The organism is Pseudomonas fulva NBRC 16637 = DSM 17717 (assembly GCF_000730565.1).
Lineage (GTDB): Bacteria > Pseudomonadota > Gammaproteobacteria > Pseudomonadales > Pseudomonadaceae > Aquipseudomonas > Aquipseudomonas fulva.
Genome location: NZ_BBIQ01000026.1, coordinates 1 through 14,854 on the forward strand (window position 1 = coordinate 1; position 14,854 = coordinate 14,854).

The following is a 14,854-nucleotide window of genomic DNA, read 5'->3' on the forward strand; positions in this document are numbered from 1 at the left end:
CCCACAGTGATCGCGTAATGTCGGAGTTGACGTATTCATCGGATCGCCTTGCACTTCATGTGCAAGCCAGCAAGCCCGATGAACGGCATCCGTAGCCGAGAAGTCTTGCCGCTGAGCAACCCTACCCCTTGGCCGGCGCCACCATCAACTCGACGTTTTCATTCTTCTTGATCAGCGCATACACCACCGCCGTCAGCAAGCTGCCTGCGACAATCGCCAACAGGTACAACGCGGCATGGTTGATGGCGTTCGGGATCAGCAGAACGAACAGGCCACCGTGTGGCGCCATGAGCTTGCAACCAAAGTACATGGACAACGCTCCGGTCAGCGCGCCCCCTGCCAGGCTCGCCGGGATCACTCGAAGCGGGTCCTTGGCGGCGAATGGAATGGCCCCTTCGGAAATGAAGCACAGCCCCAGCGCCAACGCTGCCTTGCCTGCCTCCCGCTCGCTCTGGGCGAATTTGCGCCTGGCCAGGAACGTGGCAAGGCCCAGGCCGATCGGCGGCACCATGCCAGCGGCCATGGTGGCCGCCATCGGGGCATAGCTCGAAGAGGCCAGCAACCCTACCGAGAACGCATAGGCGGCCTTGTTGATCGGCCCGCCGAGGTCGATGCACATCATGCCACCGAGCAGCAGCCCCAGCAGGATCGCGTTGGTAGTGCCCATGCTGTCGAGAAACCGCGTAAGGCCTTCAAGCATGGCCGCCACGGGCTGCCCCACCACGTAGATCATCACCAGCCCGGTGAACAGGCTCGCCAGCAAAGGAATGATCAGGATCGGTTTGAGCGCCTCCAGGCTGGTGGGCAGCTTCGCCCAGCGGGCAATGGCCTTGGCGCTGTAGCCGGCCAGAAAGCCTGCCACGATGCCGCCAATGAAGCCGGCGCCCAGGGTGCTGGCCAGCAGACCGCCGATCATGCCTGGGGCCAACCCTGGCCGATCAGCGATGGACCAGGCGATATAGCCTGCCAGCAGTGGCACCATCAGTTTGAACGCCGCTTCGCCGCCGATCTGCATCAGCGCAGCCGGTAGCGTCCCCGCTTCCTTGTAAGCTTCGATGCCGAACACGAACGACAAGGCGATCAGCAGGCCCCCGGCCACGACCATGGGCAGCATGAACGAGACACCGGTCAGCAGGTGCTTGTAGACGCCGGTCTTTTCGCCCTTGCTGGCGGCGGCGCTGGCCGAAGCAGCCCCACCCTCCTCCACCTTGGCTTCGGCCAGCGCCTTGTCCAGGGTGGCGCGGGCCTGCTTGAGCGCAATGCCAGTACCGCAGCGGTAGATGCGCTTGCCCGCAAAGCGCGCGGCGGGCACCTCGATGTCAGCGGCCAGCAGCACCACGTCGGCCGCTGCGATGGCTTCGGCCGAAAGCGGGTTGCGTGCCCCGACCGAGCCTTGGGTTTCAACGGTGAGCTGGTAGCCCATCTGCTGCGCGGCCTGTTGCAGGGCTTCGGCCGCCATGAAGGTGTGGGCGACGCCAGTCGGGCACGCAGTGACTGCAACGATGCGCACTTCATCGCGGGTAGCGACATCCGGTGCTACGGCCGTCAGCGGCTGCGCATTGGCGGCTGCTTCGTCGAGAAAGCCTTCGCGGTCAGCCAATGCCTGGGACGGCGTGCTCTGGTACACACGCTTGCCGACAAAACGGCTCAGGTCCACCGGGCCGGTGCTGACCACCAGCACCCAGTCGGCGGCAGCGATCTGTGCTGCGTCGAGCTGTCGTTCGGGATGCTCGGCATCCTGCACCTCGACCTGGGTGGTCCAGCCACGGCGCTGGGCCGCAGCCGCCAGCAGGCGAGCGCTGAGTAGGCTCGATACCTGGCCATTGGGGCAGGCGGTGAGAATGACAATGTTCATTGGCAACCCTCTTGTTGTTCTGTCAGGCTCACGGCGGCTTGCAGGCGGGCCAACTGGTCATGGTCATTGATGCCGAAACCCACCTGGGTGACGGCCTGTGCGGCGATGGCGGTGGCGCGGGCCAAGGTGCGCGACGCGGCTTCACCCTGCAACAGCCCGTGAACCATGCCGGCCACGAGGGAGTCCCCGGCACCGACCGTGCTGGCCACGTTCACCTTGGGCGGTACCGCCACCAGGGTGAAGTCACGGGCGAACCAGCGCACCCCGTGCTCGCCGGCTGAGACCACCACGTGCTCGACGCCCTCGTCCAGTAGCTGGCGGGCAGCCCGTCGCTGTTGGCCGGCATCGTCCACGGGCGTGCCCAGGGCTTCGCCCAATTCTTCGGTATTGGGCTTGACCAGCCAGGGCAGGCTTTGCAGACCGACGCGCAGCGCTTGGCCGCTGGTGTCGAGCGCCACTTTCAAACCCATCGCCTTGAGTTCATCGAGCAAGTCACCAAACCATTGAGGGCTGATCCCGCGTGGCAGGCTGCCAGCAACGACCACGGCATCGTGCCCCGGCGCGTGCTGGCGCAACAGGCGCAGCAAGGCATCGCAAGCGGCCGCGTCCACTTCCGGGCCCAAACCGTTGATGTCGGTGACGCGGCCATCGGCCTCGACCAGCTTGAGGTTGCTGCGGGTTTCCCCAGGCACGCGCACGAAGCAATCGCAGAAGCCGCGCCAGTCGATCAGCGCTTCGAACGCCGGCAGGTTGTCCTGCCCGAGAAAGCCACTGACGGTCACGCTATGGCCCAGGTCGGCCAGCACCTGGGCGACGTTCAGGCCCTTGCCAGCCGCGTGACTGTGCTGGGCCTGGCTGCGGTTGACGTGACCGGGGCGCAGGCTGTCGAGCCCGATGGTGATGTCCACGGCGGGGTTAAGGGTCAGGGTCAGGATCTTGGCCATTCAATAACGCTCCACCAGCGCGCGAACCGCGGCGGCGCTGTCTTGTTGCAAGGCCTCACGCGCCAAGGCGCGGGCTGTACGGGAATCGGCCTGGCGCACCAGGGCCTTGACTTCGGCAACGCTGCGCGATGCCACGCTCAGCTCGTCCACTTCAAGCCCCAGCAGCACCGCGACGGCCTGCGGGTCAGCCGCCAGTTCGCCGCACACTCCCACCCACTTGCCATGGGCGTGGGCGGCGCGCACCGTCATGTCGATCAGGCTGAGGACCGCAGGGTGCAGCCCATCGGCCTGGGCGGACAGGCTGGGGTGGCCACGGTCGATGGCCAGGGTGTATTGGGTCAGGTCATTGGTGCCGATGCTGAAGAAGTCCACCTCGCGCGCCAGTTGCGGCGCCAGCAGGGCTGCCGAGGGCACCTCGACCATGATGCCCACCTGCAGGTCTGCCACGGGTATTTCCGTGCGCAGGCGCTCGACCATCGCACGGGCCTCGCGCCACTCGTGCATCTGCCCGACCATGGGGAACATGATGCGCAAAGGGCGTTGATCGGCGGCGCGCAGCAGGGCCCGCAGTTGGTCTTCCATCACCTGCGGGCGCTGCAGGGTCAGACGCACGCCGCGCACGCCGAGGAACGGGTTCTCTTCTGCGGCGATCGGCCAGTACGGCAGCGGTTTGTCGCCGCCTACGTCCAGGGTTCGCACCACCAGCGGGCGCCCGTCCAGGCCATCGAGCACGCGGCGGTACTCGGCTTCTTGGGTGGCCACATCCGGCGCCTGAGAGTGGGCCATGAAAATCAGTTCGGTGCGCAACAGGCCGACGCCTTCGGCCCCCTGCTCCACCACCTTGTCGATACCGCTGCTTTCACCGATGTTGGCGAAGACCTCAATGGCATGGCCATCACGGGTCACTGCCGGGTCGAAACGGTTGGCCCAGGCGGCTTGCAGACGCTGCTCGCGCACGTCACGCTCGGCCAGGGCACGCTGCAGCTCTTCGGCTGGCGGCGCGACGTTGACCACACCGCGTTGGCCGTCGAGCAGCAGCGGTGTGCCATTCTCGAGCAGCAGCACGCCGGGGCCTGCTCCGACTACGGCAGGAATACCCAGCGCCCGGGCGACGATGGCGCTGTGCGCGGTGGCGCCACCCTGGGCTGTAACAATACCGGCAACCCGCGCCGGGTCGAGCCTGGCGACATCGGAGGGTCCAACCTCGCTCATCACCAGCACGTAAGGTTGGTCAGGCTCGCTCTGCGTCTGGACGCCGCACAGCTGGGCCAATACGCGGCGACCCACATCGCGCAGGTCAGCGGCCCGTTCGGCCAGCAACGCGTCGTGCAGCGCTTCTTGCTGGCTGGCCGCTGATTCGATCACCGCCATCCACGCGGCGGCGGCACTTTCCCCTTGGGCCAGGCGCTGCTCGACGTCGTCGGTCAGGGCCGGGTCGGCCAGCATTTCCTGATGGGTGACGAAAATCTCGCCGATGGCCGCGTCGCTGCGCTGCACCAGCACCTGAAGGTCGGCACTGACGGTAGCCACGGCCTGGGTCAGTTTGTATCGTTCCTGATCGTACGACTCGCCGCGCAGCGGGTAGTCGAACGTGCGTTCGGTCACAACGTGGGCAGGGCCGCATGCGATACCTGGGGCAGCGCCCACACCCTGCACGCGGCTGCCGGCCGCCGGCGCCTTCGCCGTTTCGACTGCTGGCTGCGCAGGGGCCTCTGCAACAAGCGGCAGCGCTTCCACCTCCTCACCCAAACCCTGCTCGATGGCTGCCAGCAACGCAGGCAGGGCATCGGCGGCGATAGCAGGCTCGGCCACCAGCTCTAGTTCCTGGCCGCGGCGCGCGCCAAGGCTCAACAGCTTGCTCAGGCTTTTCACCGACACGCCAGGCTGACCGCTGTCGACCACGCGGACGCGAATGTCGCCCTCGAAACGTTTGGCCAGCTGCGCCAGCACCTTGGCTGGGCGAGCATGCAGGCCGTGGGCGTTGGCCAGCAGGATGCGCGCGCTCGGCCAGTCGGCAGGCGCCTCGCCGCCGAGCACTTCGAGCACGGCGCGGCTGCTGGTGGCCTGGTAAAGCATCTGCCCACGGCCTTCGATCAACACTTCGCACAACCGTTCGAGCAAGGCCTGGTGGGCAGCCCCCAGGCTGGCCAGGCAGAACAGACCCGTCAGGGGTTGATCGCGGTAGCGCACAGGTTGTGCCGGGGTGACGAAGGCCAGGCCTGGCTGGCGAACCTGACGTTCGCTGTGCAGCCACCACAAACCCTCTCCCAGCGGCAGCGGCTCTGCCTGTTGCAGTACGGCAGCAAAGCCGCTGTCCACGCAGTTGGCGCGCTGCAACAAGCGCGCACCGCGCCAGGCCAGCTCATCGAAATCTTCGGCTGGAAGGTTCAAGGCGACCAACTGCGCATCGAGCGCCAACTCCTGCGGTGCACCCTGCAGCAGTTTGAGCAAGGCCTCGGCCGAGCCCGCACGGCGCAGGGCCTCGGCCAGATCGGTTTCGCCCAGGGCGCGGGTCAGTAATTGCAGCAGGCGCAAGTGCTCGTCAGAGCGCGCAGCGATACCAATGGCCAAGTACACAATCTGCCCATCGCCCCAGTCCACACCCTCGGGGAACTGCAACAGACGCACGCCTGTGGTGTGCACCAGGTCGCGGGTCTGCGGCGTACCGTGAGGGATGGCGATGCCCTGGCCAAGGAACGTGGAACCTTGCGCCTCGCGGTCCTGCAACCCTTGCAGGTAGCCCTCGGCGACCAGTCCGTCGGCGACCAGGCGATCCGCCAGCAGGCGCAATGCGTGCGCCTTGTCGGGGGCCGTCTGGCCCATGGCTATCTGCTCCTTGGCGAGCTCGAGCATGACCTTCTCCCTTTGCAGTTCCCGGATGGGTACTGGAGTATTGTTGTGAAATTCACGGAAATGGCCAGTTCAACCGCCTTGCACAGTGGGCAGCAGATGCAGAAAATCAGGAGGCTGAAACGTTTAATCTGACCAGGCGGCCACGTTACTCGATAATCTGCCGATGAAAAAGCCCCATCCTGTCGGACAATTGCGACAATGGTCGCCTGCGCTCGCTGGGGTATCAGGGTCAAACTGCCTGGTCATCGCCCACAGCCAGCTTTGGTCATAACAAGGAAAACTCGGTGAAACTCAGCGATATCGCCCGTCTGGCCGGTGTGTCCGTCACCACCGCCAGTTACGTCATCAATGGCAAGGCCGAACAGCAACGCATCAGCAACAGCACCGTGGAGCGCGTGCAGGCGGTGGTGCAGGCCCATGGCTTCACGCCCAACCCCCAGGCCGCTGGTTTGCGCAGCAGGCACACCCGTACGCTCGGCTTCATTCTCCCGGACCTTGAGAACCCCAGCTATGCGCGTATTGCCAAGCGCCTTGAGCAAGGCGCCCGGGCCCGGGGCTATCAGTTGCTGATCGCCAGCAGTGACGACCAGCCCGACAGCGAACGCCAGTTGCAGCAGCTGTTCCGGGCACGCCGCTGCGATGCCTTGTTCGTCGCCAGCTGCCTACCGCCGCAAGACCAGAGCTACCGCGAGCTACAAGACAAGGGCCTGCCGGTCATCGCCATCGACCGCGGTCTGGACCCCCGGTATTTTTGCTCGGTGATCAGCGATGACCATGATGCCAGTCGTCGTCTGGCGGCCAGCCTGTTGAGCACCGCGCCAAGCAGCATCGCCCTGATCGGCGCACGCCCTGAACTGTCGGTCAGCCAGGCCCGCGCCGGTGGTTTCGACGATGCACTGCAGGGCTTTGCCGGTGAGGTGCGCCGCTACCAGGGCGAAGCGTTCAGCCGAGAGTGCGGGCAGCGGCTCATGCAGCAATTGATCGATGAGCTGGGCCACCTGCCCGATGCCTTGATCACCACCTCGTACGTGCTCCTGCAGGGGGTGTTCGACGCGCTGCACGCCCAGCCCATCGAATCGCGCCGGTTGCAGCTGGGCACTTTCGGCGACAACCAACTGCTCGATTTCTTGCCGCTGCCGGTCAATGCCATGGCCCAGCGTCATGGTGACATGGCCGCCAAGGCACTGGAGCTGGCACTTGCCGCAATCGAAGACAAACGCTATGAACCCGGCGTGCATGCGGTAGCGCGTACCTTCAAGCAGCGAATCGACACGCCATGAACCTGCGCCTGATCGACACCCACACGCACCTGGACTTCCCCGACTTCGACGCTGACCGCCCGAGCCTGATGGCCCGCGCGAGCGCGCGAGGCGTCGAGCGAATGGTGGTGCTGGGGGTTCATCAGGCCAACTTTCAGCGGGTATGGGATTTGGCCTGCAGCGACTCGCGCCTGGCGGCGGCGCTTGGCCTGCACCCGGTCTATCTTGAAGAGCATCAACCCAGCCACATCAAGCAGTTGCGCGCCTGGTTGGAGCGCTTGCGTGGCGACGGCCGTCTGTGTGCGGTGGGCGAGTTCGGACTGGATTACTACCTGCCTGAACTGGACAAGGTCCGTCAGCAACGGTTGTTCGAGGCACAGTTGCAAATGGCGTGCGATTTCCAGTTACCGGCCCTGCTGCACGTACGCCGCAGCCACGCCCAGGTGATTGCCGCCCTCAAGCGCTACAGGCCGATGCGGGCGGGTATCATCCATGCGTTCGCCGGCAGTTACGAAGAGGCACGTGAGTACATCAAGCTAGGCTTTCGGCTTGGGCTGGGCGGCGCGGCGACCTGGCCCCAGGCCGTGCGGCTGCGCCGTACGGTTGCCCGCTTACCGCTCGACAGCGTGGTGCTGGAGACCGACGCACCGGACATGGCGCCGGTCATGCATCCTGGGGTGCGCAACAGCCCCGAGCACCTGCCAGACATCGCACACTCGCTGGCCGAGTCGATGGGCGTGCCCGTCGAGCAATTGGCCGAAGCGAGCACGCGCAACGCCTGCGAGCTGTTTGGTTGGCAAGCCCTGGGCTGACTCGCACAGGCCCGGCCTACGTGGTCAGGCCAACACGGTCCACAACGCGAAAGCGGCATACCACAGCACTCCACAACGCAGCACCAGGTCCCACAGGCTGTCCAGGCGCCGCGCCCCACCTTCATTGTCGCCGGCAGTGCCGGCATGACTGCCGTCATCTGCAATGCGCCCGATGCGGGCCACCAGGTGCGCGGCGCTGATATGCCAGTTCAACAGTTCGTGCAACATTTCGCGGGCAACGGCGACGAAGTTGCCGACCAAAGCAAAGCTCAATGCCACCACCCTGACCGGCACCCAGTCCATGAGATGGCGAAGCTGCTCGGCACGTTGCTGGAGTGCGGGTCGCTGACTGTGCGCTTGGCACAACGCCAGAAGGCGGTAAGCTAGCGCGACGGCCGGGCCCAGCAGGAAGTACCAAAAGATGACGGCGAAAAAGCCCTGATAGGCCTCCCACAGCAGCCTGCTTTGCAGGCGTTCGCGCAGGCTGCGGGGCCCATCGGCCACGACCCCCAGGTCACGTGCGGCCACGTGCAGCGCGGCCTGTTCATCGCCCCTGTGCCAGGCGTCACGCAAAGGCCCGAGGGAAGCCTTGGCATCGCCACGCCCCAGGCTATAGACCAGCACCAGAAGATGCACTGGCAAGGCCAGCAGGCCGTAGGCAACGGGCTCAAGCACATGCAACAGCAGTGACAGCACCACCACCGGCGCCAGCACCACAGCGGCCAGCACCCACCCTGCAGGCAGCCCACCTCTGCGCTCAAGGCGCGCCAGTTCGCCAAGGAAGAAACCGTCACGCTGGACCAGATGGCGCAAGCCCGAAAACTTCTCGAACCACAGCACCAGGATCAATACCAGAAAACTCATACTTCAGCCCTCATTGCGCTGTAACGCCTGGCGGTACCGCTCCCAGTCGAAGGCAGGGCCGGGGTCGGTCTTGCGCTGGGGGGCGATGTCGCTGTGCCCTTGAATACGCTCGGGGGTAATGGCCGGCCAGGCCTTACGGATGTGACGCGTCAAGCGGTCGAGGGTCAGGTACTGCGCCTCGGTATAGGGTATCTGGTCAGTGCCCTCGAGCTCGATGCCGATCGAGAAGTCGTTGCATCCCTCACGGCCGTCGAAACAGGAGACGCCCGCATGCCAGGCGCGGTCGTGCAACGAGACGAACTGGGTCACCGCGCCTCCACGCTCGATGAACAGGTGCGCAGATACCTTCAGGTGCTCGATGGTGGCGAAATAGGGGTGTGCGTTCGGATCGAGCCGGTTCTGGAAGAACGCCTGGACGTAACCGCCGCCGAAGTTGGCCGGCGGCAAGCTGATGTTGTGAAGCACCAGCAGAGAAATGTGCTCACCTTGCGGGCGAACATTGAAATTCGGTGAGGGGCAGTGGGTGATTCCGTCTCCGTGGAACCAGCCAGTGGCACGGTCCAATTGCATGGGGCCTGTCCTGAAAAGTGCTGCACAGAGCGTCAGTATGCCCTGCCGCCGCTGTCGTTGACACGGTAATCGTCACAAGGCGGCCTGCCCGCTCCTGCGTAAAGTCTCTATGACCGCTTCCAGGGCGCGCTCGAATAAAGGGCCGTCATCCAGTACGCGGACAGTGCCGGCTTCCAGGGCCTGGTCAAGGCCGGCGCCACTCCACTCCCGCACTTTCATGCCGCTGCGATTGGCAAAGACGAGCTTGTCGCAGCTGTCCAGGCGAGCCACTAACTTGCAGCGCTGGATGCCACCGTCATCGGACACTTCAATCCAGGTGCCCATGCGCAAGCGTTGCACCTTCTGCGAGACCTTGCCCTGCTCACCGGCCGGTTGCAGCCCAGGCCCGTCTGCCTCTTCGGCCAACGTCACCAGGATGTCCTGGGTAACCAGGATGTCGTCCTCGTCTATCTCGGCGTCACCTGCATAAGCACGTAGGTGCAGTTGTTGGAGTTTGCGGAAAAATTCACGGGTCACCAGCGAATCGGTGCCAACACTGGCCAGCCCATCGCGCAGTGACTTGAGCAACGGTGGTACCTGATGCATCAGGACCTGCGGCGCAAGCGATGGCATCACACTGGCCAGCAACGTATCGAGGGTCTGCAGAGCATTGCGCCAGCCCAGAGAGGTTTCTCCGTGCCTGAGCCAGGCCAGCATCATGACCTGGCTCCAGTTGTTGCTCAGCATCTGTACCACTGCCTGCGGCCACACACGTCCGCGCAGACGCTGGCTGAGCACCTGTTGCACCTGTCGCCTGGCGAGCGAGGCATTGGCCCGCCCTTCTTCGGCGTCCCGAGTGCGCTGCTCGAACAGCTCGGTACGCCGCCGTTCATGCTGGGTCTGCCCGAGAAAGTCCTCGAGCAGCTCACCGAACAGACGCGAGTCTTCGGCAAAATCGATGAGCAAGCGCTGAACCACATGTTCTGCGCGCAGTTGCAAGGCATCACCCTGCCCTTGCTCGCGCGGGTCGCAGCCGAGCCCCGCCGCCGCCAATTCGTTGAGCAGCCGTCGGGCGGGATGGCTGGCGCGGCTGAGCAGCCCCCTGTCCAGCAGCGCCACCTTGAGCAGCGGGATCTGCAGGCGCGCCAGCACTGCTCGCAGGCAAATGGGCAGATTGTCATCACTTGCAATGAACCTGAACACCTGCTCGATCAGGTTGATCATGTCTTCGTCGTCACCGCCAATGAAGCGGCGGGTACCGCTACGCACGCTGATGGTCAGCAGCAACTGCTCCAGTTGCTGGCCAAGGACGAAGTCATCAGCCGCGCCGGGCTCCGGCACATAGTGCTGCAGATGTGAAAGCAACCGCAGCAGATCGGCCCTGCTGACCTGCTGGGCGCCGGCCGGTGCGCCCAGGCGAGGCGCCAACACCCCACGTGTCGATCGCAGAAGCGGCTGCAGGGAGGCGAACAAGGCCTCGCCTGCGGTATCGTCGGCCGCTTCAGGCTCATGATAGGAACGCTCGTCCGGCTCCGCCAGCAAGCAACTGTCTCCAGCTCGTCGGCAAGGCGTCGGTGGCAGCTGCCCCAGCACACCTGCCGCAATCAGTACCCTGTTGGCTTCGCCATAGATGACTTGCGCGTCGCACAGCACGTACCGTTCGAACAGCTTGAGCAGCACCAGCTTTACGCGCGGCCCTACACCCAGGCTTTGCCCGGCTTCGAGAAAGCAGCGGCACAGGGCAATAGGGTTCAGGGGGTTGCACTGCTCAGGCACATGACGTTCGAGCAGCGTCTGCAGGCGCAGACCCAACTGCTGCAAGGCGACCCCATCACGGGCCTTCACTCTGGCAACCATCGCTTCCACCGCTGCTGCGCGCTCGGACTGACCGGGGGTAGAAGACAAGGCGTGAACGATGGTTGCCGGGGCACGTTCAGGCTCAGGCTCGACCAAGCGCGCGAAGGCTTCATGGACGGTATCGAGAAACAGCCGCTCGATGCTCTTGCGTTTGAGCCGCAAGTCGCGCATGGCTTCGAAATACAGGTGCTGAGCGAACCGGTCAGCGGCCTTGTCCGCCATTTCGAACAGCGTATCGTCGGCATTGTCGAACAGCGCCTGCAAACCCTGACGCAGCTGCAAGGCGGCCTGATCGCGCACTTGCAGCAGCGCAATGGGCAGACTCGAAGGGGGCGTGCGCCGTCCATGTTCAGCCGCCGCCAAGGGCACTACCTTGCCCTCTTTGTGCATCCTGTACTCCTTGCAGGGTGTCGGGCCCAGACACGGCCGATTTCGCCAATAGCATGACGCCAAATATCAGACAGCATTATCGGGAATAATTCCTTTTACTGCCAGATACGTTTCCCTTGGTAAGTCTTGACCCTGAATAGGCAGTGGTTGCTCAACCCGCTGCGTCATGGCAACCGACCACCGGCTGTACACACCTGCGCCCTGCCCTATAATCGCGGGCATCTCGCTTGTGGAGCCAACCATGCCTAACCTACGCCTTGCCGACCTCACCGCCGAAATCGAAGCCAACGTGCGCCGCGCGTTGCTGGAGGACATCGGTAGCGGCGACATCACCGCCCAGCTCATCCCGGCCGAGCGGCTGGCCAAGGCAACGATCATTACTCGCGAAGGGTGTGTGGTAGCCGGTACGGCTTGGGTCGATGCGGTGTTTCGTCAACTCGACCCACGCGTAGCCGTGCACTGGCAGGTGGTCGACGGCGATCGCGCCCAGCCCAACCAGCCGCTGTTTCATCTGGAAGGCCCGGCGCGGGCGCTGCTCAGCGGCGAGCGCAGTGCGCTCAATTTCCTGCAGATGCTGTCCGGGGTTGCCACGCGTGCGCGCACATTGGCGGATCTGGTCGAAGGCACGCAGGTACGGTTGCTGGACACCCGCAAGACTTTGCCTGGCTTGCGCCTGGCGCAAAAATACGCAGTGACCTGTGGCGGCTGCTACAACCACCGCATAGGCCTGTATGACGCTTTCCTGATCAAGGAAAACCATATTGCAGCCTGTGGTGGCGTCGCTGAAGCGGTACACGCCGCCCACCGCATCGCCCCCGGCAAGCCGGTGGAAATCGAGGTGGAAAGCCTGGAGGAATTGCATCAGGCGCTGAGCGCTGGCGCCGACATCATCATGCTCGATGAGCTGACGCTCGATGAGATGAAGCAAGCCGTCGGCATAACAGCCGGCAAGGCGAAGCTGGAGGCCAGCGGCGGCGTCAGCGAAACGACCCTGCGGGCCATTGCCGAAACCGGTGTGGATTACATCTCGATAGGTTCGATGACCAAGGATGTGCGAGCGGTCGACCTGTCGATGCGCCTTAGCTTGTAACACGGGGCCGCCAGGCGGCCCCGATCGAAAGATCAGAACGAGGCGTTGGCCAGGCCGTCCAGGTAGCGCTCGACGTCCAGCGCAGCCATGCAGCCCGCACCGGCCGAGGTGATGGCCTGACGGTAGACATGGTCGGCCACGTCACCTGCGGCGAATACGCCCGCGACGTTGGTGGCAGTGGCGTTGCCTTCACGGCCGCCGCTGACCACCAGGTAGCCGTCCTTGAGGGTCAGCTGGCCTTCGAACAGCGAGGTATTCGGGGTGTGGCCGATGGCGATGAACACGCCGTCTACCTTGATCTCGTCGCTGCTGCCATCGTTGTTCTTCAAGCGCGCGCCGGTCACGCCCATGTTGTCGCCCAGGACTTCATCCAGGGTAGCGTTCAGCTTGAGCTCGATCTTGCCTTCGGCAACGCGGGCATGCAGCTTGTCGATCAGGATCTTCTCGGCGCGGAAGGTATCGCGGCGGTGCACCAGGGTTACCTTGCTGGCGATGTTGGCCAGGTACAGCGCCTCTTCAACGGCCGTGTTGCCGCCGCCAACCACCGCGACCGGCTTATTGCGGTAGAAGAAGCCATCGCAGGTGGCGCAGGCCGATACACCCTTGCCCATGAACGCTTCTTCCGACGGCAGGCCCAGGTAACGAGCGCTGGCACCAGTGGCCACGATCAGGGCGTCACAGGTGTAGGTGCCGCTGTCGCCGGTCAACGTGAACGGCTTGTTGGCCAGGTCTACGGCGTTGATGTGGTCGAAGACGATTTCAGTTTCGAAACGCTCGGCGTGTTCCTGCATGCGTTGCATCAGTGCAGGGCCGGTCAGGCCGTGCGGGTCGCCCGGCCAGTTGTCGACTTCGGTGGTGGTGGTCAACTGGCCACCGGCCTGCATGCCAGTGATCAGCAGCGGCTTGAGGTTGGCACGGGCCGCGTAGACCGCTGCGCTGTAACCGGCAGGGCCGGAGCCCAGAATGATGACGCGCGAATGACGTGCTTCGGACATGTCGAACTCCTGTCGAGCGGGCTGTAAGAGCCAGCTGTGCAAATGAAGTAGGGCCTGCACCACGGGCAGGCCTGTGACGCTGAAATATGAGCGCACTGTAGCGAGGTGGCAAAGAGTAAGGAAATATCCTTAGACAATCCACCTCATAGCCATCGTCTATGCGCGTCTTTGCGTTGGCAGGGTCGAACCTTGGCTTTTGTTACGGCCGGTTTCACCCAGATGGCGCAGCTTCCGCATCACCCCGAAACTCGGTAATGTCTGCCGACTACCTTTTCTGCGGAGTGATACATGCAAGCCCCCGTTCTTTCCGGGCCGCAGTACCTGCGCGAAGGCCTGAAGCTGATCCTGAGCCCTGGCCTGCGCTTGTTCGTGCTGCTGCCGCTGACCATCAACCTGCTGCTGTTCGGTGGTCTCATCTATTTTGCCGGCCACCAGTTCAGCCAGTGGCTGGACGCGCTGGTGCCCACGCTGCCAAGCTGGCTGAGCTTCCTGACCTACATCCTCTGGCCCTTGTTCGTGGTGCTGCTGGTGTTGATGGTGTTCTTCACCTTCACCCTGGTGGCCAACATCATCGCGGCACCGTTCAATGGCTTCTTGGCTGAAAAGGTGGAAGTGGTGGTGCGCGGCGACGATCATTTCCCAGCCTTCAGCTGGGCAGAGCTGCTGGCGATGATCCCCCGCACACTGGGCCGCGAAATGCGCAAGCTCGGCTACTTCCTGCCACGCGCCACCGCCTTGTTCATCCTGTCGTTGATCCCGGTGGTCAACGTGGTCGCCGCGCCGCTTTGGCTGGTTTTCGGCGTATGGATGATGGCCATCCAGTACATCGACTACCCGGCCGACAACAACAAGATGAGCTGGCAAGACATGCTCGCCTGGCTGCGGGAGAAGCGCTGGCAGTCCCTGGGCTTTGGCGGGGTGACCTACCTGGCGTTGCTGATCCCGGGGGTGAATGTGGTGATGATGCCGGCGGCGGTGGCGGGGGCGACGTTGTTCTGGGTGCGCGAGAACGGCAATGCACGTGTCGTGAACACCCCTGCGCATCGGGCCTGAGCCTGCCCCAGGCGTAACCCTACCCCATCTACAGGAGCAGACCATGAACCGCTTCAGCCCCGCCAAACTCAAGCTGTCGAAATGGACCGCAACGCAGCCGATAAACCGTGAAAAGCACTTCCTGGTCACCGACCTGGAGCATGACGAAGCGGGCGTGCTGCTGCGCGTGGAACTGCAGGCGGTGCACAGTGGGCGCAGCGAGTGGCTGGATTGGCGGGTGCTGCGCGACGCCCAGGTGTGGGCGATGGGTTGGCGATGAGCGCGTGAACCGGCCGCGTGCCTTTCAGGCAGCGGCTGACCCCGTACTTGTCCAAGCAGACCGCTGCGTGTTGC

The 14,854-nt window shown here is 64.2% G+C and carries 12 protein-coding genes; 5 read left to right on the forward strand and 7 right to left on the reverse strand.

All coding sequences use genetic code 11. The features are described from left to right. Positions 1-121: 121 nt before the first annotated feature. Genes PFU01S_RS19860 through ptsP form a run of 3 tightly spaced genes read right to left on the reverse strand, consistent with a single transcriptional unit; the run spans position 122 to position 5,652 of the window. Complete coding sequence (locus PFU01S_RS19860; protein WP_028688124.1) at positions 122-1,855, reverse strand: PTS fructose-like transporter subunit IIB; 1,734 nt, start codon at positions 1,853-1,855, stop codon at positions 122-124. Continuing rightward, positions 1,852-2,799, reverse strand: a complete 948-nt coding sequence (gene pfkB, locus PFU01S_RS19865; RefSeq protein WP_028688123.1) for a 1-phosphofructokinase — start codon at positions 2,797-2,799, stop codon at positions 1,852-1,854. The genes PFU01S_RS19860 and pfkB overlap by 4 nt, the downstream gene beginning before the upstream one ends. Further along, entirely contained in the window at positions 2,800-5,652 is a 2,853-nt protein-coding gene (gene ptsP / locus PFU01S_RS19870; RefSeq protein WP_028688122.1) for a phosphoenolpyruvate--protein phosphotransferase, read from the reverse strand. A gap of 284 nt (positions 5,653-5,936) precedes the next feature. Here ptsP and cra point away from each other — a divergent pair, with 284 nt between their 5' ends. Both cra and PFU01S_RS19880 read left to right on the forward strand, forming a co-directional pair. Further along, positions 5,937-6,932 (forward strand): catabolite repressor/activator, encoded by a 996-nt coding sequence (cra, locus tag PFU01S_RS19875; RefSeq protein WP_028688121.1) that lies wholly within the window; start codon positions 5,937-5,939, stop codon positions 6,930-6,932. Positions 6,933-6,934: 2 nt separating this feature from the next. Further along, entirely contained in the window at positions 6,935-7,723 is a 789-nt protein-coding gene (locus PFU01S_RS19880) for a TatD family hydrolase (protein ID WP_028688120.1), read from the forward strand. Positions 7,724-7,747: 24 nt separating this feature from the next. Here PFU01S_RS19880 and ampE read toward each other — a convergent pair whose 3' ends face one another. The 3 genes from ampE to PFU01S_RS19895 all read right to left on the reverse strand — a co-directional run bounded on the left by ampE (position 7,748) and on the right by PFU01S_RS19895 (position 11,383). After that, a complete protein-coding gene (gene ampE / locus PFU01S_RS19885; RefSeq protein ID WP_027916584.1) occupies positions 7,748-8,587 on the reverse strand; it encodes a regulatory signaling modulator protein AmpE in 840 nt (279 codons plus the stop codon). Positions 8,588-8,590: 3 nt separating this feature from the next. Next, positions 8,591-9,157: a 1,6-anhydro-N-acetylmuramyl-L-alanine amidase AmpD gene (ampD, locus tag PFU01S_RS19890; protein WP_027916585.1), complete on the reverse strand. Its 567-nt coding sequence runs from the start codon at positions 9,155-9,157 to the stop codon at positions 8,591-8,593. Positions 9,158-9,229: 72 nt separating this feature from the next. After that, on the reverse strand, positions 9,230-11,383 hold the full coding sequence (locus PFU01S_RS19895; protein ID WP_028688119.1) for a DUF1631 domain-containing protein: 2,154 nt from the start codon (positions 11,381-11,383) through the stop codon (positions 9,230-9,232). A 241-nt stretch (positions 11,384-11,624) separates the two neighbouring features. Here PFU01S_RS19895 and nadC point away from each other — a divergent pair, with 241 nt between their 5' ends. Next, positions 11,625-12,473: a carboxylating nicotinate-nucleotide diphosphorylase gene (gene nadC, locus PFU01S_RS19900; protein ID WP_028688118.1), complete on the forward strand. Its 849-nt coding sequence runs from the start codon at positions 11,625-11,627 to the stop codon at positions 12,471-12,473. Between the two features lie 32 nt (positions 12,474-12,505). On the opposite strand, the gene trxB is transcribed toward nadC, so the two are convergent. Beyond that, positions 12,506-13,468, reverse strand: a complete 963-nt coding sequence (gene trxB, locus PFU01S_RS19905) for a thioredoxin-disulfide reductase (RefSeq protein WP_027916588.1) — start codon at positions 13,466-13,468, stop codon at positions 12,506-12,508. Positions 13,469-13,756: 288 nt separating this feature from the next. Here trxB and cysZ point away from each other — a divergent pair, with 288 nt between their 5' ends. Both cysZ and PFU01S_RS19915 read left to right on the forward strand, forming a co-directional pair. After that, positions 13,757-14,521, forward strand: a complete 765-nt coding sequence (gene cysZ / locus PFU01S_RS19910; protein WP_028688117.1) for a sulfate transporter CysZ — start codon at positions 13,757-13,759, stop codon at positions 14,519-14,521. A 43-nt stretch (positions 14,522-14,564) separates the two neighbouring features. After that, entirely contained in the window at positions 14,565-14,780 is a 216-nt protein-coding gene (locus tag PFU01S_RS19915) for a TIGR02450 family Trp-rich protein (protein WP_028688116.1), read from the forward strand. Positions 14,781-14,854: the final 74 nt, after the last annotated feature.

Bases quoted from the DNA above. Each gene is read 5' to 3' on its own strand.
- nadC (WP_028688118.1), top strand. From the start codon at position 11,625: ATGCCTAACCTACGCCTTGCCGACCTCACCGCCGAAATCGAAGCCAAC.
- trxB (WP_027916588.1), bottom strand. From the start codon at position 13,468: ATGTCCGAAGCACGTCATTCGCGCGTCATCATTCTGGGCTCCGGCCCT.
- PFU01S_RS19860 (WP_028688124.1), bottom strand. From the start codon at position 1,855: ATGAACATTGTCATTCTCACCGCCTGCCCCAATGGCCAGGTATCGAGC.
- pfkB (WP_028688123.1), bottom strand. From the start codon at position 2,799: ATGGCCAAGATCCTGACCCTGACCCTTAACCCCGCCGTGGACATCACC.
- PFU01S_RS19895 (WP_028688119.1), bottom strand. From the start codon at position 11,383: ATGCACAAAGAGGGCAAGGTAGTGCCCTTGGCGGCGGCTGAACATGGA.
- ptsP (WP_028688122.1), bottom strand. From the start codon at position 5,652: ATGCTCGAGCTCGCCAAGGAGCAGATAGCCATGGGCCAGACGGCCCCC.
- PFU01S_RS19915 (WP_028688116.1), top strand. From the start codon at position 14,565: ATGAACCGCTTCAGCCCCGCCAAACTCAAGCTGTCGAAATGGACCGCA.
- ampD (WP_027916585.1), bottom strand. From the start codon at position 9,157: ATGCAATTGGACCGTGCCACTGGCTGGTTCCACGGAGACGGAATCACC.
- cysZ (WP_028688117.1), top strand. From the start codon at position 13,757: ATGCAAGCCCCCGTTCTTTCCGGGCCGCAGTACCTGCGCGAAGGCCTG.
- ampE (WP_027916584.1), bottom strand. From the start codon at position 8,587: ATGAGTTTTCTGGTATTGATCCTGGTGCTGTGGTTCGAGAAGTTTTCG.